The sequence below is a fragment of the Gordonia sp. (in: high G+C Gram-positive bacteria) genome, assembly GCF_047600565.1.
Taxonomy (GTDB): Bacteria; Actinomycetota; Actinomycetes; order Mycobacteriales; family Mycobacteriaceae; genus Gordonia.
Genome location: NZ_JASGKN010000001.1, coordinates 1,331,128 through 1,356,787, shown reverse-complemented (window position 1 = coordinate 1,356,787; position 25,660 = coordinate 1,331,128). Strand labels below are relative to the sequence as shown.

Below are 25,660 nucleotides of genomic sequence, written 5' to 3'. Positions count from 1 at the left end.
CGGCCGAGGACGAGAAGGGACTGGATATGACGGGAGCGACCGCGTCCGAGGCGTTGCTGGCCGACTCGGTCTATCGGGACCTCACCGAACGGATCTTCGTCGGCAGTCTCGGCCCCGGTGCACCCCTGAGTGTCCCGGCGATCGCCGCCGAACTGGAGGTCAGCCGCAGCCCGGTGCGTGACGCCGTTCAGCGGCTGGTCGCCGGCGGTCTGGCCGTGCATGTTCCGCATGCCGGAGCGAAGGTCGCCAAGATCGACGACCACGACATCGAGGACGTGTTCTCGGTGCGCCGGACTCTGGACGGTCTGGCGGCCCGCGGTGCGACCGAACGTGCGTCGACCGAGGACGTCACTGCGCTGTTCGGTCTGCTCGTCGAGCAGGAGGAACGACTGCAGGGCCCGCCGGATGCACTGACCGAGGCGCGCCTGGATCTGGAGTTCCACACGGCCGTGCGGGATCTCGCCGGGAACTCGGTGCTCAGCGACGTCCTCCACCAACTCGACATCCGCGCGCACCTGTACAACTCGGGTCTGTGGTCGGACCGTCGGGCGCGGGAGCTCGCCGTCGCCGAACATCAGCGCATCGTCGACGCGATCGAATCAGGTGACGCCAATGCCGCCGAACAGGCGGCGACCGCCCATGTGAGCGCGATCCTGGTCCGGATGCGCCGTCTGCGTCACCCCTGAGCGTCGGACTTCAGACCGCACATCCACCAGTCGCCGCCGAGGGCTGTCGGGTCGCTGCAGACCTGGCCGTACATGTCGTAGCCGGCCGGTGATCCGGATGGGCTGTACAGATAGCCGCCCGCGTCGTCGGGCGTGCCGATCCACTGCGGAAAGAATCGGGTGTCCTTTCGCCCGGACACGTGCCCGCCGACGGACAGGAACCGCAGATGAAGCGGCAGCGGTGCGCCGTAGTAGTCGTCGCCGGGATCGGTGTGCAGCGCCTGTTCGTAGAGCGCGCGATGGGTCTCGAACCACACCCTGGGCGACGCCTGCCACCACGCGCCGACCACACCGGTCAGCAGAAGAACCACGACCAGCCCGGCACCAGTGATCATCGAGCGCCGCGCCGAGAACATTGCGCCGACGGCCATCGCGGTGATCCCGCCGACGGCGAACACCCACATCAGCGGCACGACCACCACGTCCAGAACCCACAGGGAAGGACGGAAGTACGACCACACCATGGCGATCAGCCACACGGCGAGACCGATCAGGAACGCCGCCTCGGCGGCGCCCCGGGACCGTTCACCGCTGGGCTGCACGCGTCGAGTCTATGCACGCTGCCAGAAAATATGGCGGTATGGGCGGTTCCGGGGGAAAATCGCCCCCGGAAGGCCTGTATTCGCCACTGTTTTGCAGTACTCAGGCCACAGGTGCGGCGGCAGCGCTCAGGTAGAGATGGCTGATCGCGTCGATCAGGGCCGGGTGGGCGCCGATCGGACCGGCCACCGTCGAACCCGGCGCCACCTCATCCAGGACCCGTGCGGTGCGTTCGGTCAGCAATCCGGCCGACAGGAACAGGGGAGAGGCGGCGATGTGCGTCGCCCCGGCACTCCTCAGCCGGTCGACGGCGTCGCGGACGGCCTGACCGTCGGGCCCCAGCCGAGTGGCGAAGACTGTCTCCACCGGGGCGCCGAGCACCCCGGCCAGCTCCGCGCCGCGCTCGATGATCGACGCATCCGAGCCCGCATCCGAGGAACCCACCGCGTACATCAGCACCCCGACGCGCGCCGCCTCCCGCTCCTTCAGCTTGTCGAAAGGAACCGGCTCGAGCGCCTCGGCCAGGCGGTCGACGAGCGCCGGCACCGGCGAATGCCGGCCGACGACTCGGGTGACCGTCGCGTGCAGCGACGGGTTGCGCCGGTGCGCGTCGGCGACGATCGCCGGCAGATCGACCTTGCTGTGATAGCCGTCGCCGAACAGCAACGGCACCACGACCACCTCACCGCGCTCGGAGGCCAGCACGTCGCCGACCAGCGGCTCGTTCAGATCCAGATACGCCAGCTTCACCACGACGCCGGGCAGCGCGCCGGCGGCCGCATCGGCGACCCGGCGCGCGGTGGCCGCGAACCGGACGTCGCGGCTGCCGTGCGCGACCAGGAGCAGGGTGGGAGCCGACATCAGACGAGCGCGGCCTCGGACAGGTGGAGGCCTTCGAGGGCGTCGCCGATCAGGCCCGCGCCCAGCGTGTTGCCGCCCTGCGGATCGATCAGCAGGAAGCTGCCGGTCTCGCGGTTCACCTGATAGTCGTCGGCGGTCAGCGGCTCCGCCGTCATCAGCGAGATCCGGCCGATCTGATTCAGCTCGATCTCCTCGGGGGCATCCGACAGCGCCAGCTTCTGCTCATCGAACAAGGTCTGCAGGTCACCGATGATCGCCTGGGTGGTCTTGGTGCCGTGCTTGAGAAGCAGGCGAGCACCCTGACGCAGCGGCTTGTCACCCAGCCAGCAGACGGTCGCGGTGAACTGCTGCTGCGGCTCGGGGGCGTCGGCCACCGAGGAGATCAGATCGCCGCGCGAGATATCGATGTCGTCGGTGAGCAGCAGCGTGACGCTGCGACCGGTGTGGGCCGCCGCCAGCTCGCCGTCCGGAGTGTCGATCTTCGCGATCCGCGACCGCAGACCGGACGGCTGCACGACGATCTCGTCGCCGACGTGCACGGTGCCGGCCGCCACCTGACCAGCGTAGCCGCGGTAGTCCGGGTAGTCGGCGGTGCGCGGCCGGATCACGTACTGCACCGGGAACCGCAGCCCCACCTCGGCGCGATCCGGCTCGTTCGGCACCGTCTCGAGATGCTCGATCAGGGTGGGGCCGTCGTACCACGGCGTGTTGTCGGAGCGGAGCGCCACGTTGTCGCCGTTCAGCGCGGACACCGGGATCTCGGTGACCTGATCGGCCGTGTAGCCCAGCGACCGGGTGATCGTGTTGAACTCCTGCGAGATCTCGCCGAAGACCTTCTCGGCATCGTCCACCAGATCGATCTTGTTGACCGCCAGCACCAGCTGCGGAACGCCGAGCAGCGCCATCACCGCGGCGTGACGCCGCGTCTGGGCGACCACGCCGTTGCGCGCGTCCACCAGCAGGATCACCAGCTGGGCGGTCGAAGCGCCGGACACGGTGTTGCGGGTGTACTGCACGTGACCGGGGGTGTCGGCCAGCACGAACGAGCGCGTCGGTGTCGCGAAGTAGCGGTAGGCGACGTCGATGGTGATGCCCTGCTCACGCTCGGCGCGCAGGCCGTCGACCAGCAGCGACAGGTCGGGGGTGTCCATGCCGCGGTCCACCGACGCCTTGGTGACGGCGTCGATCTGGTCGGCCAGAACCGACTTGGTGTCGAACAGCAGACGGCCCACCAGGGTGGACTTGCCGTCGTCGACGCTGCCGGCGGTCGCGATGCGCAGCAGGTCGGGGGCGGGCTGGGGGGTGCTCATCAGAAGTATCCTTCGCGCTTGCGGTCTTCCATCGCGGCCTCGGAGACGCGGTCGTCGCCACGGGTGGCGCCGCGCTCGGTCAGCCGGGACGCGGCGACCTCGGCCAGGACGGCCTCGTTGTCGGTGGCCTCGGACAGGACGGCGCCGGTGGTCGAACCGTCGCCGACGGTGCGGTAGCGCACCATCCGGTTCTCGACGGTCTCGTCCTCACGCGGACCACCCCACGGGCCGGACGTCATCCACATGCCGTCGCGCTGGTACACCTCGCGCTCGTGCGCGTAGTACAGCGGCGCCAACAGCACCTGTTCGCGGGCGATGTAGCGCCACACGTCCAGTTCGGTCCAGTTGCTCAGCGGGAACACGCGGACGTGCTCGCCCGGCGCGTGCCGGCCGTTGTACAGGTTCCACAGCTCGGGACGCTGACGCTTCGGATCCCACTGACCGAACGCGTTGCGCAGCGAGAAGATGCGCTCCTTGGCGCGGGCGCGCTCCTCGTCGCGGCGGGCGCCGCCGAAGACCGCGTCGAAACGGTTCTCGTTGATGGCGTCGAGCAGCGGAATGGTCTGCAGCGGATTGCGGATCCCGTCGGGACGCTCGGTCAGCCGGCCGTCGGCCAGGTAGTCCTCCACCTTCGCCACATGCAGGCGCAGGTTGTGCCGCTCGACGATCTCGTCGCGGAACTCGATGATCTCCGGCAGGTTGTGACCGGTGTCGACGTGCAGCAGCGAGAACGGCAGCGGCGCCGGCCAGAAGGCTTTGAGCGCCAAATGCAGCAGCAGGGTGGAGTCCTTGCCGCCGGAGAACAGGATCACCGGGCGTTCGAACTCGCCGGCGACCTCACGGAAGATGTGGATGGCCTCCGACTCGAGGGCATCCAGCGTGGTGAACCCGTCGGCGGACGGTTCCCGGGCTCCGTCGACGGGCTCGACGAGCTGGTCGGTGTTTTCGGTGATGCTCATGAGACGTGCAACCCACATTCTGTCTTGGCTGAGCCGGCCCAACGGCCGGAGCGCGGATCGGATCCCGGTGCCGGCTTCTTGGTGCACGGTGCGCACCCGATCGACGGGTAACCGTCGTCCACCAGCGGATTGACCAGGACGCCGTTGGCGTCGATGTACTTCTGGAACTCCTCGTCGCTCCACGCGGCGAGCGGATTGATCTTGACCAGACCGAAGCCCTCGTCGAACGAGATGAGCGGCGCGTTGGCCCGGGTCGGGGCCTCGACGCGACGGATACCGGTGACCCAGGCGCGGTACGGCGCCAGCGCCGCCTTCAGCGGAACCACCTTGCGCAGCCGGCAGCACTCGCCGGGATCGCGGGCGAACAGATCCTTGCCGAGCAGCTCGTCCTGCTCCTCGACGGTGTGCTCGGGGGTCACGTTCACCAGATCCAGGTCGTACACCTGGGTGACGGCGTCACGCGTGCCGATCGTCTCCACGAAGTGATAGCCGGTGTCCAGGAACAGCACCTTCAGCTTCTGCCCGCCGCGCAGCGACTCGTCGATCGCCTTGTCGGCGACATCGATCAGCACGGCGTCCTGCATGTTGGCGGCGATGATGAAGTCGTTGCCGAACGTCGACGCCGTCCACTGCAGCAGCTCGTCGGCGGTCGCGTCGGGGCCGAGCTGCTGTGCGCCCTGCTCGGCCAGCTCGCGCAGATGCTTGGTGTTCAAGGTGCTCGAGGTCATCGCAGCCACTCCTCGTCGGCGCGGACCGCCCACTGGGCGAAACGTTCACCGTCCTCGCGATGCTCGACGAAGTTGCGGACCACCCGGTCGATGTAGTCGCCCAGCTCGCCGGTGGATACCTTGTGCTGGCGCAGCTTGCGGCCGAACGCCGAATCCAGGCCGAGGCTGCCGCCCAGATGGACCTGGAAGCCCTCCGACGGGTTGCCGTCCTCGTCCTCGATCAACTGACCCTTGAAACCGATGTCGGCGACCTGCGAACGGGCGCACGAGTTGGGGCAGCCGTTGATGTTGACGGTGATCGGCACGTCGAGACGGTCGTTGATGTCGGCCAGTCGCCGCTCCAGCTCGGGAACCAGATCCTGCGACCGCTTCCGGGTCTCGGTGAACGACAGCTTGCAGTACTCGATGCCGCTGCACGCCATCAGATTCCGGCGCCAGTTGGACGGGCGGCCCTCCAGACCGAGCTTGGTGAGCTCGGCGATCAGGCCGTCGACATGGCTGTCGGGCACGTCGAGCACGATCAGCTTCTGGTAGGGGGTGAACCGGATCCGGTCGGAGCCGACCAGCTCGGCGGCGTCGGCCACCTTCTGCAGGATGGTGCCCGAGACGCGGCCGGCGATGGGGGAGAAGCCGACGGCGTTGAGCCCGTTCTTCTGCTTGGTGACGCCGACGTGATCGATCGGATGCTTCAGTGGCTCGGGGGCGGGACCGTCGATCAGCTTGCGGCCCAGGTACTCGTCCTCGAGGACCTGCCGGAACTTCTCGATGCCCCAGTCCTTGATCAGGAACTTCAGGCGCGCCTTCGAACGCAGACGGCGGTACCCGTAGTCGCGGAACACCGAGACGACGGCCTCCCACACGTCGGGGACCTCGTCGAGCGGTACCCAGGCGCCGACCCGCTGAGCCAGCATCGGGTTGGTCGACAGTCCGCCACCGACCCACAGGTCCAGCCCCGGACCGTGCTCGGGGTGGTTCACGCCGATGAAGGCGACGTCGTTGATCTCGTGCGCGACGTCCTGCAGACCGGAGATGGCGGTCTTGAACTTGCGCGGAAGGTTCGAGTACTGCGGGTCGCCGATGTAGCGACGGACGATCTCGTCGATCGCCGGCGTCGGATCGAGGACCTCGTCGACGGCCTCCCCGGCGAGCGGCGAACCCAGAACCACGCGCGGGCAGTCGCCGCACGCCTCGGTGGTCTTGAGGCCGACCTCGTCGATGCGCTGCCAGATGGTGGGGACGTCCTCGACGCGGATCCAGTGGTACTGGACGTTCTCGCGGTCGGACAGGTCGGCGGTGTCGCGGGCGAACTCGGTGGACAGTTCACCGAGGGTCCGCAGCTGCTTCGCCGACAGGGCGCCGGCGTCGCAGCGGATCCGCATCATGAAGTGGTTGTCTTCGAGCAGGTCGATGTTCTCGTCGCCGGTGAACGTGCCGTCGTAGCCCTGGGCGCGCTGGGTGTACAGGCCCCACCAGCGGAAGCGGCCGCGCAGGTCGGCCTTGTCGATGCCGTCGAAACCGGTCTTCGAGTAGATGTTGATGATCCGGTCGCGGACGTTGAGCGGGTTGTCGTCCTTCTTGGACTGCTCGTTCGGGTTCAGCGGCTCGCGGTAGCCGAGCGCCCACTGGCCCTCGGCGCGGCGCTTGACCGGCCGGGTGCGCTTACGGGGGGCGTCACCGTCGGCGGCGTCGCGCGGGGTCCGGGCGGGACGGCCGGTCTTCGACGGACCGGACTCGTCGTCCACGGACTCGGGGGTGGTGAGCGTCATCGGTTCTCCTCGCGCACCGCGGAGCGGCACGGCATGGGGCTGTCTTGCAGGGGGTCACGACGATGTGACGTCTTCGATCGGCGTCCGTCTCGATCAGGGCTGGATCGAGGTGGACCACTCGCGGCCGAACTCGGCTAGTGCGTCAGACACGAAGCGCTGTCGCAGCGCTTGAGGTCGATGTGCCGTCGCTGGGACAGCCGCACTCCTGGGGTGGTCACGGGATCAATGGTGCCACGAAACCGTCTGCGGAGCGAACCGCAGGTCTTCTACCTGCGCAGAATAAAAACCATCCTGAGATTAATAAGTGCGTCGGGGCGTGCGGCATCATGGAGTGATGACCACGCGCACAGCCCCCGTGCCGCTGGATTCGGCTCAGCGTGATCGACTGCGCGACGCCGACTCCACGCGGCCCTTCGGGCTGTATCTGCACGTGCCGTTCTGCGCGACCCGCTGCGGCTACTGCGACTTCAACACCTATACGGCCGGGGAGCTCGGCTCGTCCACCTCGCCGGCGGCGTGGGCCGAGGCGGTGCGCCGGGAACTCGAATCGGCGGCGGCCCTTCTGGCGCCGGTCCGCCCGGTGTCGACGATCTTCGTCGGCGGCGGTACGCCGTCGCTGCTCGGCGCCGACGGTCTGACCGGTCTGCTGGACGCGGTGCGCGACTCGTTCGATCTGGCGCCCGGCGCCGAGGTCACCACCGAGTCGAATCCGGAATCGACCTCTCCCGAGTTCTTCGACGGTCTGAAGGCGGCCGGATTCACCCGCATCTCTCTCGGCATGCAGTCGGCCGCACCGCACGTCTTGGCCACTCTGGAACGCCGGCACACCCCGGGGCGCGCACTGGCCGCGGCCCGGGAGGCGGCGGGTGCCGGCTTCGAGCACGTCAACCTCGACCTGATCTACGGCACACCGGGGGAGACCGACGACGACCTGGCGGCTTCGCTGGACGCGGTGTTGTCGGTGCCCGTCGACCACGTGTCCGCCTATGCGCTGATCGTCGAAGACGGCACCGCGTTCGCGCGCAAAGTGCGTCGCGGTGAGGTGCCGATGCCCGACGACGACGTGCTCGCCGCCCGCTACGAGCAGATCGACGCACGACTGTCGGCTGCGGGAATGGCCTGGTACGAGGTGTCGAACTGGGCTCGGGCCGACAATGCGGGGTCGCCGCTCGCCGACTCCGTCTGCCGGCACAACGAGGCGTACTGGCGCAGCGACGACTGGTGGGGGGTCGGCCCGGGCGCGCACTCGCACGTCAACGGTGTGCGCTGGTGGAACCAGAAGCATCCGGCCACCTATGCGGCGTCCCTCGACGCCGGCGAGCTGCCGGTCGGAGGTTCGGAGATCCTGTCCGACGACGACGTGCACACCGAGTCGGTGATGCTGCGCCTCCGCATGCGTGACGGCCTCCCCGCGAGTGAACTGGCCTCCGAGGAGCGCGCCCGCGCCGACCGCGCCGTCGCCTACGGCCTGCTGGCACTGATCCCCAATGCGTCGTACGTCCTGACCGACCGGGGGCGCCTTCTGGCCGACGGCGTCATCCGGGACATCCTCGTCGACTGACGCGGGGACAACGGGGTCAGGCGCGGTGAGCGCCGCCGCCGCTGGAACGTCGACCCGTGCGGCGAGGATTGACCGGCCGGGCGGCCGGCGCGGGGGCCGCCGATGCGGGGGCGGCCGGGGCGCCGGGCTGAACCGGCCCGGTGGCCGGTCCGGCCGCATCGCGGATCGCCTGCGCGGGGGAGACCGGCGACTGACCGGTGTCGCCCGGCTTGATGCCGGTCGCCAGATACTCGTCGAGGTTCAGCACCCGCGCATGGATGATGTTCTTGCCGCGCAACGCCGAACGGACCGCGCGATGCAGTCCGTCCTCCAGATACAGGTCGCCGTGGAACTGGACGGCGTGAGCGAACAGGTCGCCGTAGAACGTCGAATCCTCGCTCAGCAACTTATCCAATGCCAGGACCGAGGTGACCGTGATCAGCTCGTCCAGACGGATCTGCCGCGGTGGGATCTTGGCCCAGTCGCGCGGCGCGAAGCCGTGGTCGGCATACGGCTTGCCGTCCTGGACTCCCTTGAAGATCATCTGCCGGTCTCTCCGTCGGTCAGGCGAGGGTGCGATTCGCCTAGAATGGTCTGAACCGAGAACCACTGTAGGCGTTGCCCGGAGGGAGGTGTCCGTGTCGAGTACAGAAGACCGCCGATTCGAGGTCCTGCGCGCGATCGTCACCGACTTCGTCGCCACCCAGGAGCCGATCGGATCCAAGGCGCTCGTCGAGAAGCATCACCTCGGCGTCTCCAGCGCGACGGTCCGCAACGACATGGCCGCACTCGAGGCCGAGGGCTACATCGCCCAGCCGCACACCAGCTCCGGCCGTGTGCCCACCGACAAGGGGTACCGCCTGTTCGTGGACCGGATCAGCGAGGTCAAACCCCTGTCGAAGGCCGAGCGCACCGCGATCCTGCGATTCCTCGACACCGCCGTCGACCTCGACGACGTCCTGCGACGCTCCACCAAACTGCTCGCCCAGCTGACCCGGCAGGTCGCGGTCATCCAGTACCCGGTGCTGTCGACGGCCCGCGTGCGGCACCTCGAAGTGGTGGCGCTGACGCCGAGCCGTCTGCTGCTGGTGGTCATCACCGACACCGGCCGGGTGGAGCAGCGCATGGTCAGCCTCCGCGAACCGCTCGACGACGACCACCTCGCCCAGATCCGCACCGTGTTCGGTGCGGCGCTGGACGGGAAGCGGCTGGAGGACGCCTCGGTGGCGGTCTCCGACCTGGCCAACAACGCACCGGCGGATCTGCAGGGCCCGATTCTGGAGATCGCCACCGTGCTCATCGAGACCCTCGTCGAACGCGGCGAGGACCGGCTGATCCTCGGCGGCACGTCGAACCTGGCCCGTTCGGCCGCCGACTTCGCGGTCGACGGCGGCGGTATGGACGACGTCCTGGAGGCACTGGAAGAACAGGTCGTGGTGCTGCGTCTGCTGGCGCACGCACAGCAGACGGACCAGGTGACGGTGCAGATCGGCGAGGAGACGCGGGACGACAACCTGCGGAGCACCTCGGTGGTGTCGACCGGGTACGGTGCTTCGGGCACCGTGTTCGGCGGCCTGGGCGTGGTCGGACCCACCCGGATGGACTATCCGGGCACCATCGCCTCGGTGGCCGCCGTCGCGAGATATGTCGGCGAAGTGCTCGCCGAACGCTGAAGAGTCAACGAAGGACGCAACGCACCGTGGCTACGGATTACTACGGCATCCTGGGCGTGAGCCGGGGCGCCACCGACCAGGAGATCAAACGCGCCTATCGCAAGCTGGCGCGGGAACTCCACCCCGACGTCAACCCTGACGAGGAAGACCACTTCAAGCAGGTCACGACCGCGTACGAGGTTCTCTCCGACCCCGACAAGCGACGGATCGTCGACGCCGGCGGCGACCCGCTCGGCGGGCCGTCCGGCGGTTTCGGTGACCCGTTCGCCGGCGGCGGCCTCGGCGACATCTTCAGCACCTTCTTCGGTGGCGGAGGCGGCGGCTTCGGCGGGAGCCGCGGCCCGCGCGGCCGCGTCCGGCCGGGTGAGCCGGCGCTGGTCGGCTTGACGCTGGACCTCGACGAGATCGCCGAAGGCGCCGCCAAGGAGATCACCGTCGACACCGCGATCCTGTGCGACGTGTGCCAGGGCGCGGGCACCCGCGACGACTCCACGCCCGTCACCTGCAAGACCTGCAAGGGCGCCGGTGAGATCCAGACGGTGCAGCGGTCGTTCCTCGGCCAGGTGATGTCGGTGCGCGAATGCCCCGAATGCCATGGGGTCGGCGAGACCATCCCGGACCCCTGCCTCAAGTGCGGCGGCGACGGCCGTGTCCGGTCCCGCCGCACCCTGACCGTCAAGATTCCGGCCGGCGTCGAGGACGGCATGCGCGTCCGGCTGGCCGGACAGGGCGAGGTCGGCCCGGGCGGCGGTCCGGCCGGCGACCTGTATGTGGAGATCAGTGAAGCGCAGCACGACGTCTTCGTCCGTGACCGCGACGACCTGCACTGCACGCTGCGCGTCCCGATGGCCGACGCCGCGCTCGGCGGTTCCCTGGACGTGCCGACGGTCCTGGACGGCACGGCACAGGTGACGGTGGAGCCGGGCACCCAGTCGGGCACCGTCGTGAAGATCAAGGGGCAGGGCCTGCCGCACCTGAACTCGGGCACCCGCGGCGACCTGCACGCGCACCTCGAGGTCGTCACCCCGTCGAACGTCGACGGCGAGCAAGCCGATCTGCTGCGCCGGTTGAAGGAGGCGTCGGGCGAGGAGATCGAACTCGTCAGCGCCTCGAACAAGGCCGCCAGCGGGGGACTGTTCTCCCGCCTCCGCAACGCGTTCGCGGGCCGATGACCCCGCCGGTCTTCTGGGTCGACGAGGTCCCGCGCGCCGGTGAGGATGCGCAGGTCACCGGCTCGGAGGGCCGTCATGCGGTGACCGTGACCCGGTTGCGGGCCGGGCAGCCGGTGATCCTCGGCGACGGAAAGGGCAACCGGGCCGAGTGCACCGTCACCGGAACGTCCGCCAGGGACCGGCTCGACGTCCGGGCAGGCCGTGTCGAGTTCATCGCACGACCGGCCCCGCTGGTCACCGTCGTGCAGGCGCTGCCGAAGTCCGAGCGGGCCGAACTGGCCGTCGACCTGATGACCGAGGCGGGTGTCGACGTGATCGTGCCGTGGCAGGCGGCGCGGTCCATCGCCCGCTGGTCGGGCAGCAAAGCCGCCAAGGGCGTGGACAAGTGGCGCACTGCGGCCGCGACCGCCGCGAAACAGGCGCGCCGGGCCTGGATCCCGGAGGTGCACGACCTCTCGACCACCATCGAGGTCCGGGACGTGTGCGCCCGCGTGCACGCCGGCGGCGGCGTGGTCGCGCTCCTTCACGAGGACGGGGCGGTCCCGTTCCGCTCACTCGATTTCACCGGCGCCGACGAGGTCGTGTTCGTGATCGGCCCGGAGGGCGGACTGACCGACGAGGAGATCGCCGACCTGACCGCGCTGGGCGGACAGACCGTCGTTCTCGGACCCGAAGTGCTGCGCACCGCGGCGGCCGGAGCCGTCGCGCTGGGCGCTCTCGGCGCGGTCACCGACCGGTGGACCATGTAGTGGCGCTGCCCCGCCGCCACAAGATCCCGTACGGCCCGGCCCCGTCCCAGTACGGGCACCTCTACCTGCCGCAGCCGTCCGCGCAGCGCGCCCCGCTGGTGGTGCTGGTGCACGGAGGATCGTGGTCGACGAAGTATGCGTTGGTCGTCTACTCGGCGGTCGCCCGCGACCTCGCCTCCCGGGGCGCGGTCGTCTGGAACCTCGAATACCGCCGTCTGGAAGAAGGCGGTGGCTGGCCGGTGTCGTGTGACGACGTCGTCGCCGGGATCGAGGCGATCGACGGTCCGGTCGCCGAGAAGCTCGCGGTCCTGGGCCAGCGGGTGGACCGCGCCGCGGTGACCGTCATCGGACATTCGGCCGGCGGACACCTGGCGGTGTGGGCGGTCGCGCGACTGGGTGCGGCCACCGATGCGTCGACGGTCACCACCGTCGTCTCGCAGTCCGGGGTCCTGGACCTGACGGTTCCCGGCGCCCGCGACAAGGAATCGGTCGTCACCCTGATGGGGGTGCCGTACGAGCAGGACCCGCAGCGGTATGTGGCCGCCTCGCCGACCCACGCGCCGGTCGTCGACGCGCTGGTCGTCGCCCAGCACACGCTCGACGACGAGTCGGTGCCGATCCGGGTGAGCCGCGACTACGTCGCCGGCGCCGGCGCCCGCGGTCAGCGGGCCGAGCTCGTCGAGCTTCCCGGCGACCATGCCGCCTTCCTGGACATCAGCAGTCCGGCGCACCACGACACCGTGCGCATCCTGGGACTGGGCGCATCCTGAGACTGGGCGCATCCTGAGACTGGGCGCATCCTGGGACTCGAGACCGGCTGACCCCGGCGAAGGGACGGGAATCTGAGGGGCGGACGGCGCGTTGTGCGGGATAGACTCAATCGACCATTCGCGATATTTCAGGAGTGACCTTTAGTTGAGTGACGAAAACCCCGTCGGTGGAACCGCGACGTCGAGCGTCGAGATTCCACCCGAGCTGGTGGTCGGGCTGCTGGGAGCAGCCGACGTCAATCTGCGGACCCTGGAATCGCAACTGCCCGCCGACATCCATGTGCGCGGCAACAAGATCACCCTGACCGGGCAGTCGGCCGACGTGGCCGCCTCCGAGCGGGTCATCGCCGAACTCGTCGCCCTCGTCCGCACCGGCACCCCGCTCAGCCCGGACCTGGTGCGCGAATCGATGTCGATCCTGTCCGACGCCGCCGAATCCGAGTCGCCGGCCGCGGTGCTGAGCCTGGACATCCTGTCGCGCCGCGGCAAGGTGATCCGGCCGAAGACCCTCAACCAGAAGCACTACGTCGACGCGATCGACAAGAACACCATCGTGTTCGGGCTGGGACCCGCCGGTACCGGCAAGACGTACCTGGCGATGGCCAAGGCGGTCCAGGCACTGCAGCGCAAGGATGTCGAACGGATCATCCTGACCCGTCCGGCCGTCGAAGCCGGGGAGCGTCTCGGCTTTCTGCCCGGATCGCTGAGCGAGAAGATCGACCCCTACCTACGCCCGCTGTACGACGCGCTGCACGACATGCTGGATCCGGAGGCCATTCCGAAGCTGATGGAGGCCGGGGTCATCGAGGTCGCACCCCTGGCGTACATGCGGGGGCGAGCACAGCCGCTCTCGACGAATGTGCTGACGCCGGCGGGCTTCCGCAAGATCGGCGATCTCGAAGTCGGCGACGAGGTGATCGGATCGGACGGCAAACCGACCGAGGTTCTCGGGGTGTATCCGCAGGGCTATAAGGGCATCGTGCGAGTCACCGCTCAGGACGGGGCGACGACGCTCTGCTCTGAGGACCACCTGTGGGCGGTCTATACCCGCGGCGATCGGCGGAGAAACAAGGGCCCTCGTGTGTTGATGGCGAAGGAGATGATCGGTAACCTTCGGGCCGCTCACTATCACCGGTATGAGCTTCCGATGCTCTCGGCGCCCGTCCAATTCAGTCGGCACGACGTTCCGTTGGACCCGTACGCGCTCGGCCTCATCCTCGGAGACGGGTGCGTCTCGGGGCGGACCTCCCCGTCGTTCTCCACGACCGATCCGGAGTTGGCTACGGCATTGGAAGCGGCAGTGCCGGGGGTGGTTCTGCGCCGCAAGTCCGATATCGACTACGTCATCACGCGAGCAGCTGGCGCCGGGCGCGATAAGAACCCGTTGAGCGAGATCATGCGTGGGCTCGGCTTGTGGGGAACGAAGTCGGCGACGAAGTTCATCCCGAACCGTTATCTGATCAATTCGTCCGATGTTCGGCTTGCCGTCCTGCAGGGGCTGCTCGACACGGACGGTGGCCCGGTGGTTCAGGCTGGACGGACCAGCCGTGTCCAGTACTCGACCACTTCCGCTGAACTCAGGGACGACGTGATCTTCCTCGTTCAGTCGCTGGGCGGTGTCGCGTATTGGCGTACTCGCTCGGCCGAGGGGCGGAGGCCTGGGTTGGCGAAAGGTCGCCCGGTTCCGTACAACGCGAATGCGTACGTCATCGACATTCGTCTGCCAGAGAACGTCATGCCGTTCCGCCTCACCCGAAAGGCAGAGCGGTACGAGGCATCGGCGGTGAAGACTCCTAAGCGCTACGTCGAGAGCATCGACTATGTAGGGACCGAGGAAGCCGTCTGCATCAAGGTGGCTGCGGACGATTCGCTGTACGTCACCGAGGACTTCCTGCTGACCCACAACACGCTCAACAACGCGTTCATCATCCTCGACGAAGCCCAGAACACCACCGGCGAGCAGATGAAGATGTTCCTGACCCGCCTCGGCTTCAACTCGAAGATCGTGGTGACCGGTGACATCACCCAGATCGACCTGCCCGGTGGCGCCCAGAGCGGCCTGCGGGCCGCCGCACGGATCCTGCAGGGGATCGACGACATCCACTTCTCGGAACTGACCAGTGCCGACGTCGTGCGGCACCGGCTGGTCGCCGACATCGTCGACGCCTACGGGCGCGCCGAAGAGAACGGGCAGCTGACCGGCAACCGTGCGGAGCGTCGCGCGTCCACGCACCCCGCGCCGGGAGCGCAGCGAGCGGGCGGCATCAACACCGGTGGACGTCGCCGATGACGATCGAACTGTTCAACGAGTCGGGCGTCGACGCCCCGAACGACGAGATCATCGAGGTCGCCCGGTTCGCGATGGCACGCATGGACGTGCATCCGGCCGCCGAACTGTCGATCCAGCTGGTCGACAACGACACCATGGCCGACCTGCACATGCAGTGGATGGATCTGCCCGGACCGACCGACGTGATGAGCTTCCCGATGGACGAGCTCACCCCCGGCGGGCGTCCCGACGCGTCCGAGCCCGGTCCCGCCATGCTCGGCGACATCGTGCTGTGCCCCGAGTTCGCCGCCGACCAGGCCAAGAAGCAGAACCACAGCTACGAGCACGAACTGGCCGTCCTTACCGTGCACGGCGTGCTGCACCTCCTCGGCTTCGATCACGCCGAACCGGAGGAGAAGAAGGAGATGTTCGGGCTGCAGAACCAGATACTCCAGGACTGGTACGACGCCCGCGCCGACCGCACCGCCGCCCGGATGCAGGAGGAGAAGGACGCCCGCCTGCTCCGCAACGTCGGCCTGCACTCGGACACCGACACCACCGACACCGATACCGATCCCGGCCCCGGCGCCGCGGGTTCACCGACCGCAGGGAGCTGATCGATGTCCCGCGACATCGTGTTCCTCGTCGTCGCCGTACTTCTGACCGTCCTGGCCGGCCTGTTCGCCGCCGTCGACAGTGCCCTGGCCACCGTGTCCGCGGCCCGCGTCGACGACCTGGTCAAGGACGAGCGGGGTGGCGCCCGCCGGCTGGCGACCGTCATCGCCCAGCGCCCCGTCTACCTGGCGCTCACCGTTCTGCTGCGCGTCGCCTGCGAGACCGCCGCGACCGTGCTGGTCGCGATCGTCGCCGTCGACGCGCTCGGCACGGGATGGGGCATCACGGTCGCCGTCCTGGCGATGACGGTGGTGTCGTTCGTCGCCGTCGGTGTCGGGCCGCGCACCGTCGGCCGTCAGCACGCCTACTCGATCGCCCTGGTCGCCGCACCGTTCCTGTCCGCGGTCGGGGTGCTGTTGCGTCCGGTGACCCGCCTGCTGATCCTGTTCGGCAACGCCATGACGCCGGGCAAGGGATTCCGCAACGGACCCTTCGCCACCGAGGTGGAGGTCCGCGAGATCGTCGACCTCGCCCAGTCGCAGGGCGTGGTGGACGACGACGAACGTCGCATGATCCAGTCCGTCTTCGAACTCGATGAGACCAACGCCCGCGAGGTGATGGTGCCGCGGCCGGAGATGATCTGGATCGAAGACGACAAGTCCGCCACGCAGGCGCTGAACCTGGCCGTTCGGTCAGGGCACTCGCGCATCCCGGTGATCGGGGAGAACCCGGACGACGTGCGCGGCGTGGTCTATCTCAAAGACCTCGTCGAACGCATGCTGCCGTACCTGCAGAACCGGCCCGACCTGACCGTCGAGGACGTGATGCGCGACGCCTGGTTCGTTCCCGACTCCAAACGCCTCGACGACGTCCTCGAAGAGATGCAGGCCGACCACAACCACATGGCGATGCTGGTTGACGAGTACGGCGGCATCGCCGGACTGGTCACCATCGAGGACATCCTCGAGGAGATCGTCGGCGAGATCACCGACGAATACGACACCGACGAGGTGGCGCCGGTCGAAGAACTGGGCGCCGACGAGTACCGGGTGTCGTCCCGTCTGCCCGTCGAAGACCTCGGCGAGCTGTACGACATCGAGATCGACGATGACGAGGTCGAGACCGTCGGCGGTCTGCTCGCCCTCAAACTGGGGCGGGTTCCGCTGCCCGGCACCCGGGTGAAGACGCACGGACTGGTGATGACCGCCGAAGGCGGCCCGAACCGGGTCGGCCGTCAACGCATCACCTCGGTGGTCGTGCGCCGGGAGACCGACGACGAGGCGGCCGCCGCCGAAGCCAAGAAGAAGAAACGTGCCGAGGAACCGGCCGACGCCACCGTGGGAGAGAGCACCGATGACTGACCCGAACGGCGGCGAGTTCCGCTCCGGATTCATCTGTTTCGTGGGCCGGCCGAACACCGGCAAATCGACGCTGACCAATGCGCTCGTCGGCGACAAGATCGCCATCACGTCCAACCGTCCGCAGACCACACGGCACGCGATCCGCGGCATCGTCACCCGGCCCGACGCGCAGCTCGTCCTGGTCGACACCCCGGGACTGCACCGCCCCCGCACCCTGCTGGGCAAACGGCTCAATGAGCTGGTGGCCGAGACCTATTCCGAAGTGGACATCATCTGTCTGTGCATCCCCGCCGATGAGGCCATCGGCCCCGGCGACAAGTGGATCATCGAGCAGATCAAGCCCCTCGCCAAGCGCACCACCATCGTCGGGATCGTCACCAAGATCGACAAGGTGAGCCACGATCAGGTTCTCGCGCAGCTGCTGGAGCTGTCGCAGCTCCTCGGCGACGACGCCGAAGTGGTGCCCTGTTCGGCCAAGTCCGGTCAGCAGCTGAACGTCCTCACCGACCTGCTGGTCTCGCTCTGCGAGCCGGGCCCCGCGTTCTACCCGGACGGGGAACTGACCGACGAGCCCGAACAGGTTCTGATGGCCGAATTCATCCGGGAAGCCGCCCTCGAAGGGGTGCGCGACGAGTTGCCGCATTCGCTGGCCGTCGTCATCGAAGAGGTCATCCCGCGGGAGGGCTCCGAGCCGCCGATGGTCGACGTCCACGCCAACCTGTTCGTCGAACGCGACAGCCAGAAAGGCATCGTGATCGGCAAGAAGGGTGCCCGCCTGAAAGAGGTCGGCACGGTCGCGCGCGGACAGATCGAACGGCTCCTCGGCTGCAAGGTGTATCTCGACCTGCACGTGAAGGTGGCGAAGGACTGGCAGCGCGACCCCAAACAGCTGGGCCGCCTCGGGTTCTGACTCGCCCCGCTCCTTGAGCGTGACGATAGGCGCGTCGGAACCGGCCGTACGGCGGGGTGGTGCGAGAATGGTTCGGTGAGGAACTATCAGGACGAGGCGGTGGTGGTCCGTCAGCACAAGCTGGGCGAGGCCGACCGCATCATCACGTTCCTCACCGCACAGCACGGCCTGGTGCGGGCCGTCGCGAAGGGGATCCGCCGGACGAGGTCCAAGTTCGGTGCCCGCCTGGAACCGTTCGCGCACGTCGACGTCAACTTCTATCCGGGCCGCAACCTCGACATCGTGACGCAGGTGCACACGCTGCACCCGTTCAGTGAGGCGATGTCGCAGGACTACGGCCGCTACACCACCGCGTGCGCGGTGCTGGAGACCGCCGAACGCCTGGCCGGTGAGGAACGGGCCCCCGACCTTCAGCTGTACCGGCTGACCGTCGGCGCACTGACCGCGCTCGCCGAGGACCGCCGCGACCGACAGCTCATTCTCAATGCTTTTCTGCTGCGCGCCATGGGTGCTGCCGGCTGGATGCCGGCCCTGGACGTGTGTGCCCGGTGCGCCGGCCCCGGACCGCACCGCGCGTTCCATGTCGCCGCCGGCGGCGCGGTGTGCGTGTACTGCCGTCCGGCCGGTGCGGCGACACCGTCGGTCGGGGTGCTGGAGCTGATGGATGCGCTCGCCCACGGCCAATGGGACGTCGTCGCCCAGTCGTCGGATTCGCAGCGCCGCCAGGCGACCGGTCTGATCGCCGCCCACCTGCAGTGGCATCTGGAACGGCAGTTGCGGACGCTCCCGCTGATCGAGCGCAGCGCGCCGCATAAGGTGAGCTGATGGCACGAATGAGCCGCGGCCGGCCGGCCGCCAGCAGGACTGTGCGCCCGCCGGATCCACATCCGTCCGGTGCGACGCCGCCGGCCATCCCGCCGGAGTTCGTGCCGAATCACGTCGCCCTCGTCATGGATGGCAACGGCCGGTGGGCGCAGGAGCGAGGCCTGCCGCGCACGGAGGGACACAAGCGGGGCGAGGAGGTCCTGATGGACGCGGTCTGCGGGTCCATCGAGATCGGCGTCAAGTGGCTGTCGGCGTACGCCTTCTCCACCGAGAACTGGTCCCGCAGTCCCGAAGAGGTCAAGTTCTTGATGGGCTTCAACCGGGACGTCATCCGACGGCGCCGCGACGAGATGAACGAGATGGGTGTGCGCGTCCGATGGGCGGGCCGTCGTCCCCGGCTGTGGCGCAGCGTCATCAAGGAACTCGAGGTCGCCGAGGAGCTGACCAAGGACAACGACGTGCTGACGCTGACGATGTGCGTCAACTACGGCGGTCGCGCCGAGATCGCCGACGCCGCCCGCGAACTCGCCCTGCGGGCTGCGCGCGGTGAGATCAATCCGGACCGGATTACCGAGAGCACGTTCGCCAAGTACCTCGACGAGCCGGACATGCCCGACGTGGACCTGTTCCTGCGCCCGTCCGGTGAACAGCGGATCTCCAACTTCCTGCTCTGGCAGTCCGCCTACGCCGAGTTCGTGTTTCAGGAGAAGCTGTTCCCCGACTTCGACCGCCTAGACCTCTGGGATGCGTGCCTGGAGTACGCGAAACGCGACCGCCGCTTCGGCAGCGCCTGACGCTCAGCGGTTCGCCGGGCGGCGCATCGGGACGTGGTCGATGCCGGCCTCGACGAACGGTTCCCCGCACACCTCGAAGCCGAACGAGGCGTACCAGTTCTCGAGGTAGGCCTGCGCGCCCATCCGCAGTTCTTCATCGCCGTAACGGCTGATCACTTCGCGGAGCAGCGCGCCGGAGAGACCTTGGCCGCGCACCTCTTTGAGCGTTGCGACCCGGCCGATCTTGCGGACGCCGCCGGCGACGAAGGTGCGCAAGTACGACTGGATCCGGCCGTCGTCGCCGGCGAACCACAGGTGGGTGCAGTCGGGGCGCAGGTCGACGCCGTCGACGTCCGGCTCGTCGCACTGCTGCTCGACGGCGAACACCACATCCCGGATCCGCCAGATCTCGTAGACGTCGGCGGCGGTCAGTTCGTCGCCGGTGCGGGTCGTGATCTCCATATCGTCATGCTGTCAAAGAATGGCGGTGGCGGCTTGTCCGGGGGCGATCTGCCCTCGGAGACCGTCAGGCTGCCACTGATTGGCGAGATCCCGGCGCGCCAGGGAACCCGACACGTCTGCTGTGCGTCCAAGAGAAGTGAATCGAGAGTCGGGGGTCTTCGCCCGCCGCCAGCTGCTGGCCCTGGGACATTCTGCGAACGACATCCGGCGGGCATTGGAAGCCGGCGACTTGACCCGGCTGCGCAACGGATGGTTCGCCATCGGGTCCGCGGATCAAGACGTCGCGGCGGCGGTCCGATCCAGTGGCGCGTTGTCGTGCGTGTCGGTCCTGCGCTGGCACGGATTGTGGGTCTCCCCGGGATACGACAGCCTGCACGTACGTCGCGTGCGTACGGCCGACGGCAATCGCCCGTCCTGCGCGCCCGACGGACGACGACTGCCGGTCACACAGGCCGTGGACCCGGTGCCCGTGGCGTTGGCGTGCGCGACCCGGTGCATGAAGGCCGAGGACTGGATCGCCGCCTGTGACTCGTACTTCAATGCGACGGGCACCGGGATCGCAGACCTCGAGGAGGCCCTCGGTGTCCTTTCCCCGCGCATGCGGCGTCTCCTGGACAAGACGGACCGCCGGTCCCAGTCGGGTACGGAGAGTGTGGTGCGGGTACGGCTGCGTGCGCGCGGATTCCACGTCGAGGTCCAGCCACGCATCGCCGGCGTCGGGCGGGTCGACCTGCGCGTCGGCAGGCTTCTGATCGAATGCGATGGCGAGCAGTACCACTCGGATCGCGACGCCTACCGGAACGATCGGCGCCGAGACAGGAGGGCGACCATCGACGGCTGGATCCCGATGCGCCTCACCTACGGCGACGTGATGTTCGGGTGGGCCGCGTCCGAAGCGGACATCGACGCGATCACCTCGGCCGACCGGCACCGGATCCGGAGCAGACGAGCCATCGCGGCGCTGCACAGATCTGGCGGATATGGCTCGTCCGGGGGCGATCTGCCCCCGGAGTGGCCCTGACCGCCACTTTCTCGCGGTGTCAGTACCTGGCGATCACGGCGGCCTGAGCCCGGAGCTCGGCAGCCGCGTCGTCGCGCCCGAGCGCCTCGTACTGTTCGGCCTGCTGCTGGAGGTCGAGGACCTGGGTGCGCAGGATCCCGGCGACGTCGTCGGCCGACAGCTGCTTGCGGTCGGCCTCCGCCGAACCGGCGCCGAGGCTTGCGCCGGCCACATGTGCGCTGGTGGTGGCCGATTCGCCGGCGTCGACGCTCTCGGCGTTGTCGATGGCTGCCAGGGCGGTACGCAGTGCCGAGACCGTGGACTTGTCCTTGGCCTTCATCGCGGTCCTCAGGTCGGCACGCATGGCCGTGCGGACCTCGTCGGGGCTGGTCACTTCTGTGCGCAGTCGCCGCAGGTGCCGAAGATCTCGAGGGTGTGGGAGATGTCGCTGAAGCCGTTCTCGGCGGCGATCGAATCCGCCCAGCGTTCCACCGGCTCGGCCTGCACCTCCACGGTGGTGCCGCAGTCCCGGCACACCAGGTGATGGTGGTGGCCGTCCGAGCAATGGCGGTAGCGGGTCTCGCCGCTGCCGTCCCAGATCGCGTCCACCTGACCGGCGTCGGTGAGCGCCTGCAGATTCCGGTACACGGTGGTCAGGCCGATGGACTCTCCGCGGGCCACCAACTGGTCGTGCAGTTGCTGGGCAGACAGGAAGTCGTCGGAGTGCGTCAGAACGTCGGCGATCACCAGACGCTGACGTGTGGTGCGCTGACCGGTGACAGGGGTGGAGCGAGTGGTCATCAGGGACGTCCTTCCGTCGCATGGGCGAGAGCATCGGTGACGATGTGGGCGAGGTGGTCGTCGACCAGCGCGTACTCGACCTCGCGGCCGCGGCGGTGGCCCTCCACGACGCCGGAGGTCTTCAGGACCTTCAGAATGCTGACTGACCTGCGGCTGATTGAGATGCAGTGCGTCGACCAGCTCGTGAACGCACATCGCGCGCTCGTTCAGGGTCAGCACGATCGCGACGCGCGCCGGCGCGGCCAGGGCGCGCAGCAGATCACTCGCGGCGCGGGTGTCGGCGTCGGACGGGCGGGTGGATACGGCGTCGGCGTGCGTCACCGGGGCTCCCTTCATCGGTCCCGTCCATCTTATTAGTACTGGTTCTCATTTGGCGAATGACGCATGGATTTCGTGCGTGGCGTCACGTCTGCTGATGCCGTGCTCGGGCCGGTGCCGGTCAGGCGATACCCTGTAGCGGAGTCCGCACCGATCGGTGCGGCCGATATGTCGTTTCCTCGAAAAGTGGAGAACAGTAAGCCGTGGCCGTGCAGTCCAAAGTCGAAGCCGTCGTCAACCTCGCCAAGCGGCGCGGTCTGGTGTTCCCGTGCGGTGAGATCTACGGCGGTACGCGCTCCGCATGGGACTACGGGCCGCTCGGCGTCGAGCTGAAGAACAACATCAAGGACCAGTGGTGGCGGGCGATGGTCACCTCGCGTGACGACGTGGTCGGTCTCGACTCGTCCGTCATCCTGCCCCGCCAGGTCTGGGAGGCGTCCGGCCATGTCGAGGTCTTCAGCGACCCGCTGGTCGAATCCCTGTACACCCACAAGCGGTACCGTGCCGACCACCTGATCGAGGCCTACGAAGCCAAGCACGGCCACCCGCCGGAGAACGGCCTCGCCGACATCAAGGACCCCGAGACCGGCCAGCCCGGCAACTGGACCGAGCCGCGCGAGTTCTCCGGCCTGATGAAGACCTTCCTGGGCCCGGTCGCCGACGAGGAAGGCCTGCACTACCTGCGTCCGGAGACCGCCCAGGGCATCTTCGTCAACTTCAAGAACGTGATGACCACCGCGCGCAAGAAGCCGCCGTTCGGTATCGCGCAGATCGGCAAGAGCTTCCGCAACGAGATCACGCCGGGCAACTTCATCTTCCGCACCCGCGAGTTCGAGCAGATGGAGATGGAGTTCTTCGTCAAGCCGGGCGACGACGAGAAGTGGCACGAGTACTGGATCAACAACCGCCACGACTGGTACGTCGACCTGGGTATCGATCCGGAGAACCTGCGCCTGTTCGTGCACCCGAAGGAGAAGCTGTCCCACTACTCCAAGGGCACCACCGACGTGGAGTACAAGTTCGGTTTCGCCGGCAACCCGTGGGGTGAGCTGGAAGGCATCGCGAACCGCACCGACTACGACCTGTCGACCCACTCGAAGCATTCGGGCGAGGACCTCAGCTACTTCGATCAGGCGACCGGCGAACGCTACGTCCCGTACGTGATCGAGCCGGCCGCCGGCCTCGGCCGTTCGATGATGGCGTTCCTGTGTGACGCCTACACCGAGGAAGAGGTGCCGAACGCCAAGGGCGGCACCGACGCCCGCACCGTCCTCAAACTGGACCGCCGCCTCGCGCCGATCAAGGCGGCCGTGCTTCCGCTGTCCAAGAAGGAAGAGCTCGCGCCCACCGCGCAGGCTCTGGCCGACGACCTGCGCAAGCGCTGGACCATCGACTACGACGACACCCAGAGCATCGGCAAGCGTTACCGCCGCCAGGACGAGATCGGCACCCCGTTCTGCATCACCGTCGACTTCGACACCCTCGACGACAAGGCGGTCACCATCCGTGAGCGCGACACCATGACCCAGGAGCGCGTCGCCCTGGACAAGGTCGTCGAATACCTGGCCGGCAAGCTCATCTGATCGGGGTGTGCGGCGCGACCCGTCGGGGTCGCGCTCGTCACTCGCAGTGCTGGAAAAGCGCTGTTCGGGGCGCCGATAGGGCATAGTGGACTGCAGCGTTCACGCCGAACGGGCAAGGGGCCCGAAGTGAGTACGGCGGCGCGGAGAGAGAGTTTGTGGTGGCTGTCAGCGGCAAGGTCGTTCATTACGATGCCAATCGAGGGTTCGGTTTCCTTTCGCCCAGTGAGGGTGGAGACGACGTCTTCCTGCACATCAACGACATCGACATCGACGAGAACCTTCTGCGCCCGGGCGCCGAGGTCGAGTTCGACGTCGAGGACACCGAGCGCGGCGCCAAGGCGACCAACCTCAAGGTGACCTCGGAGGCCCCGGAGGGCGAGTCGCCGGCCGCCGAGCGCGCACAGCGCCGCGACGACAATCGCGGCCGCTTCGGCGATCGTGACCGCGGTGATCGTCGTGACCGGGGTGATCGCCACGACCGTCGTGACCGCGACGATCGCGGACCGCGTCGTCGTCCGACCGGTGGCCCGCTGCTCACCGAGTTCACCGAGCTGCTGCTCGACTCCGCTCCGGACCTGACCGCCCGCCAGATCACCTCGATCCGCGGCCGTCTGATGGATCTGGCGTCCCAGCGCGGCTGGACCAACGACTGACTGCTCGTTGAGCACGTCGAAGCGAGCCGTCTACGACGCGCACGATGTGGAGCGTGCCGTTCCGGAGGCGGTGAAAGAGGTCGAGCGGGTCAATCCGTCGACCGACTACCGGAGTTCTTTCGCCCGTGACCGGGCCCGCGTTCTGCACAGTGCCGCGCTGCGGCGGCTGGCCGACAAGACGCAGGTCGTGGGGCCGCGTGAAGGCGACACCCCGCGGACGCGTCTGACGCATTCGCTGGAGGTCGGCCAGATCGGGCGCGGCATCGCCGAGGGACTGGGCTGCGATCCGGACCTCGTCGAGCTCGCCGGCCTGGCGCACGACATCGGCCACCCGCCCTACGGGCACAACGGTGAACGCGCACTCGAGGAGCTGGCCCGCGACTACGGCGGATTCGAGGGCAACGCCCAGAATCTGCGGATCCTGACGTCGCTGGAGCCCAAGATCGTCGGCCCGGACGGCCAGAGTGCCGGCCTGAACCTGACGCGCGCGTCGCTCGACGCCACCATCAAGTACCCGTGGAGCCGCAAGGCGCCCGGCACCAAGTACGGCGCCTACACCGAGGACGCGTCGGCGCTGACCTGGGTGCGCGACGGTGCGCCGGGGGAGCGACGGTGCCTGGAAGCCCAGGTGATGGACTGGTCCGACGACGTCGCCTATTCGGTCCACGACCTGGAGGACGGGGTGATCAGCGGCCGCATCGATCTGCGGCAACTGGGTGTGCACGAGGACCAGGAGTCGCTGGCGCAGCTGGCGACCGAATACTTCGACGGCCTCGACCCGGCGTCGGTGGTCGACGCATCGCAGCGCCTGTCGGAGATGGAGATCTTCCGGTCGCTGGGGCAGTACGACGGTTCGCTGGACGCGTCCGTCGCACTCAAGCGCCTCACCTCGGAGTTGATCGGCCGTTTCGCGTCGGCCGCGATCACCGCGACCCGCGCGAAGGAGGGCGACCGTCCGCTCAAGCGCTACGACGCCGACCTGTCGGTGCCGGCCGATGTCGCCGCCGAGGTCGCGACCCTGAAGACGGTCGCGCTGCGCTACATCTTCTCCAACAAGAGTCACCGCACCAAGCAGGACCGCCAGCGCGAACGCATCCACCGTGTCGGAACCCTGCTGCTCAACACCGCACCCGGTGATCTCGACCCGTTCTTCGTGCCCCGGTGGGAAACGGCCGACACCGACGCGCAGCGCATGCGGGTGGTCGTCGATCAGATCGCCTCGATGACCGAAGGCCGCCTGGAACGCATGGACAAGGCCAGCGCCGAGGTTCAGGCGCACTTAGGCTAGCCTTGGCAC

At 68.2% G+C, this 25,660-nt stretch carries 27 protein-coding genes; 17 read left to right on the top strand and 10 right to left on the bottom strand.

The window, feature by feature from the left end; all coding sequences use genetic code 11:
- Positions 1–26 precede the first annotated feature (26 nt).
- Positions 27–686: a GntR family transcriptional regulator gene (locus QM774_RS06570; protein ID WP_414975110.1), complete on the top strand. Its 660-nt coding sequence runs from the start codon at positions 27–29 to the stop codon at positions 684–686.
- Here QM774_RS06570 and QM774_RS06565 read toward each other — a convergent pair.
- The 6 genes from QM774_RS06565 to QM774_RS06540 form a co-directional block, all read right to left on the bottom strand.
- Positions 677–1,267, bottom strand: coding sequence for a hypothetical protein (locus tag QM774_RS06565; protein ID WP_414975109.1), 591 nt, complete (start codon positions 1,265–1,267; stop codon positions 677–679). The two genes, QM774_RS06570 and QM774_RS06565, sit on opposite strands and share 10 nt — an antisense overlap.
- A gap of 100 nt (positions 1,268–1,367) precedes the next feature.
- Complete coding sequence (locus QM774_RS06560; RefSeq protein ID WP_414975108.1) at positions 1,368–2,126, bottom strand: sirohydrochlorin chelatase; 759 nt, start codon at positions 2,124–2,126, stop codon at positions 1,368–1,370.
- Positions 2,126–3,436: a sulfate adenylyltransferase subunit 1 gene (locus QM774_RS06555; protein ID WP_414975107.1), complete on the bottom strand. Its 1,311-nt coding sequence runs from the start codon at positions 3,434–3,436 to the stop codon at positions 2,126–2,128. The genes QM774_RS06560 and QM774_RS06555 overlap by 1 nt, the downstream gene beginning before the upstream one ends.
- Positions 3,436–4,413 carry a sulfate adenylyltransferase subunit CysD gene (gene cysD / locus QM774_RS06550; protein WP_414975106.1) on the bottom strand — a complete coding sequence of 326 codons (978 nt, stop codon included), beginning with the start codon at positions 4,411–4,413 and terminating at the stop codon, positions 3,436–3,438. Before cysD ends, QM774_RS06555 begins: the two co-directional genes overlap by 1 nt.
- Positions 4,392–5,123 carry a phosphoadenylyl-sulfate reductase gene (locus QM774_RS06545; RefSeq protein ID WP_414975105.1) on the bottom strand — a complete coding sequence of 244 codons (732 nt, stop codon included), beginning with the start codon at positions 5,121–5,123 and terminating at the stop codon, positions 4,392–4,394. Before QM774_RS06545 ends, cysD begins: the two co-directional genes overlap by 22 nt.
- Positions 5,120–6,889, bottom strand: a complete 1,770-nt coding sequence (locus QM774_RS06540; protein ID WP_414975104.1) for a nitrite/sulfite reductase — start codon at positions 6,887–6,889, stop codon at positions 5,120–5,122. The genes QM774_RS06545 and QM774_RS06540 overlap by 4 nt, the downstream gene beginning before the upstream one ends.
- A 334-nt stretch (positions 6,890–7,223) precedes the next feature.
- Between QM774_RS06540 and hemW the strand changes: the two genes are divergently transcribed.
- Positions 7,224–8,450 carry a radical SAM family heme chaperone HemW gene (hemW, locus tag QM774_RS06535; protein ID WP_414975103.1) on the top strand — a complete coding sequence of 409 codons (1,227 nt, stop codon included), beginning with the start codon at positions 7,224–7,226 and terminating at the stop codon, positions 8,448–8,450.
- Between the two features lie 16 nt (positions 8,451–8,466).
- On the opposite strand, the gene QM774_RS06530 is transcribed toward hemW, so the two are convergent.
- Entirely contained in the window at positions 8,467–8,973 is a 507-nt protein-coding gene (locus QM774_RS06530; protein ID WP_414975102.1) for a type II toxin-antitoxin system VapB family antitoxin, read from the bottom strand.
- 94 nt (positions 8,974–9,067) lie between these two features.
- Here QM774_RS06530 and hrcA point away from each other — a divergent pair, with 94 nt between their 5' ends.
- The 10 genes from hrcA (at position 9,068) to QM774_RS06480 (ending at position 19,567) form a co-directional block, all read left to right on the top strand.
- A complete protein-coding gene (gene hrcA, locus QM774_RS06525) occupies positions 9,068–10,102 on the top strand; it encodes a heat-inducible transcriptional repressor HrcA (RefSeq protein ID WP_414975101.1) in 1,035 nt (344 codons plus the stop codon).
- A gap of 26 nt (positions 10,103–10,128) precedes the next feature.
- Positions 10,129–11,274 (top strand): molecular chaperone DnaJ, encoded by a 1,146-nt coding sequence (gene dnaJ / locus QM774_RS06520; protein WP_414975100.1) that lies wholly within the window; start codon positions 10,129–10,131, stop codon positions 11,272–11,274.
- The gene (locus QM774_RS06515; RefSeq protein WP_414975099.1) at positions 11,271–12,023 is read left to right on the top strand and encodes a 16S rRNA (uracil(1498)-N(3))-methyltransferase; all 753 of its coding nucleotides are present in this window, start codon (positions 11,271–11,273) and stop codon (positions 12,021–12,023) included. Before dnaJ ends, QM774_RS06515 begins: the two co-directional genes overlap by 4 nt.
- Entirely contained in the window at positions 12,011–12,793 is a 783-nt protein-coding gene (locus tag QM774_RS06510) for an alpha/beta hydrolase family protein (protein ID WP_414975098.1), read from the top strand. Before QM774_RS06515 ends, QM774_RS06510 begins: the two co-directional genes overlap by 13 nt.
- 145 nt (positions 12,794–12,938) lie before the next feature.
- Positions 12,939–15,083: a PhoH family protein gene (locus tag QM774_RS06505; protein ID WP_414975097.1), complete on the top strand. Its 2,145-nt coding sequence runs from the start codon at positions 12,939–12,941 to the stop codon at positions 15,081–15,083.
- On the top strand, positions 15,080–15,679 hold the full coding sequence (ybeY, locus tag QM774_RS06500; protein ID WP_414975096.1) for an rRNA maturation RNase YbeY: 600 nt from the start codon (positions 15,080–15,082) through the stop codon (positions 15,677–15,679). Before QM774_RS06505 ends, ybeY begins: the two co-directional genes overlap by 4 nt.
- Positions 15,680–15,682: 3 nt before the next feature.
- Complete coding sequence (locus tag QM774_RS06495; protein WP_414975095.1) at positions 15,683–17,038, top strand: hemolysin family protein; 1,356 nt, start codon at positions 15,683–15,685, stop codon at positions 17,036–17,038.
- The gene (gene era / locus QM774_RS06490) at positions 17,031–17,948 is read left to right on the top strand and encodes a GTPase Era (RefSeq protein WP_414975094.1); all 918 of its coding nucleotides are present in this window, start codon (positions 17,031–17,033) and stop codon (positions 17,946–17,948) included. Before QM774_RS06495 ends, era begins: the two co-directional genes overlap by 8 nt.
- Before the next feature lie 75 nt (positions 17,949–18,023).
- Positions 18,024–18,773 (top strand): DNA repair protein RecO, encoded by a 750-nt coding sequence (gene recO, locus QM774_RS06485; protein WP_414975093.1) that lies wholly within the window; start codon positions 18,024–18,026, stop codon positions 18,771–18,773.
- Positions 18,773–19,567 carry an isoprenyl transferase gene (locus QM774_RS06480; protein WP_414975092.1) on the top strand — a complete coding sequence of 265 codons (795 nt, stop codon included), beginning with the start codon at positions 18,773–18,775 and terminating at the stop codon, positions 19,565–19,567. The genes recO and QM774_RS06480 overlap by 1 nt, the downstream gene beginning before the upstream one ends.
- A 3-nt stretch (positions 19,568–19,570) precedes the next feature.
- Here the strand turns inward: QM774_RS06480 and QM774_RS06475 are convergent, their stop codons facing one another.
- A complete protein-coding gene (locus QM774_RS06475) occupies positions 19,571–20,008 on the bottom strand; it encodes a GNAT family N-acetyltransferase (protein WP_414975091.1) in 438 nt (145 codons plus the stop codon).
- Between the two features lie 136 nt (positions 20,009–20,144).
- On the opposite strand from QM774_RS06475, the gene QM774_RS06470 reads away from it, so the two are divergent.
- Positions 20,145–21,029 carry a hypothetical protein gene (locus QM774_RS06470; protein ID WP_414975090.1) on the top strand — a complete coding sequence of 295 codons (885 nt, stop codon included), beginning with the start codon at positions 20,145–20,147 and terminating at the stop codon, positions 21,027–21,029.
- Positions 21,030–21,048: 19 nt separating this feature from the next.
- On the opposite strand, the gene QM774_RS06465 is transcribed toward QM774_RS06470, so the two are convergent.
- Positions 21,049–21,402 (bottom strand): hypothetical protein, encoded by a 354-nt coding sequence (locus QM774_RS06465; RefSeq protein WP_414975089.1) that lies wholly within the window; start codon positions 21,400–21,402, stop codon positions 21,049–21,051.
- Positions 21,399–21,809: a Fur family transcriptional regulator gene (locus tag QM774_RS06460; RefSeq protein WP_414976608.1), complete on the bottom strand. Its 411-nt coding sequence runs from the start codon at positions 21,807–21,809 to the stop codon at positions 21,399–21,401. Before QM774_RS06460 ends, QM774_RS06465 begins: the two co-directional genes overlap by 4 nt.
- A 20-nt stretch (positions 21,810–21,829) precedes the next feature.
- On the opposite strand from QM774_RS06460, the gene QM774_RS06455 reads away from it, so the two are divergent.
- The 4 genes from QM774_RS06455 (at position 21,830) to QM774_RS06440 (ending at position 25,651) form a co-directional block, all read left to right on the top strand.
- Positions 21,830–21,955, top strand: a complete 126-nt coding sequence (locus QM774_RS06455; protein ID WP_414976671.1) for a hypothetical protein — start codon at positions 21,830–21,832, stop codon at positions 21,953–21,955.
- Between the two features lie 375 nt (positions 21,956–22,330).
- Entirely contained in the window at positions 22,331–23,710 is a 1,380-nt protein-coding gene (locus QM774_RS06450) for a glycine--tRNA ligase (RefSeq protein ID WP_414975088.1), read from the top strand.
- A gap of 158 nt (positions 23,711–23,868) precedes the next feature.
- Positions 23,869–24,363, top strand: coding sequence for a cold-shock protein (locus QM774_RS06445; RefSeq protein ID WP_414975087.1), 495 nt, complete (start codon positions 23,869–23,871; stop codon positions 24,361–24,363).
- Between the two features lie 7 nt (positions 24,364–24,370).
- On the top strand, positions 24,371–25,651 hold the full coding sequence (locus QM774_RS06440) for a deoxyguanosinetriphosphate triphosphohydrolase (RefSeq protein WP_414975086.1): 1,281 nt from the start codon (positions 24,371–24,373) through the stop codon (positions 25,649–25,651).
- The last annotated feature ends 9 nt before the right edge of the window (positions 25,652–25,660 follow it).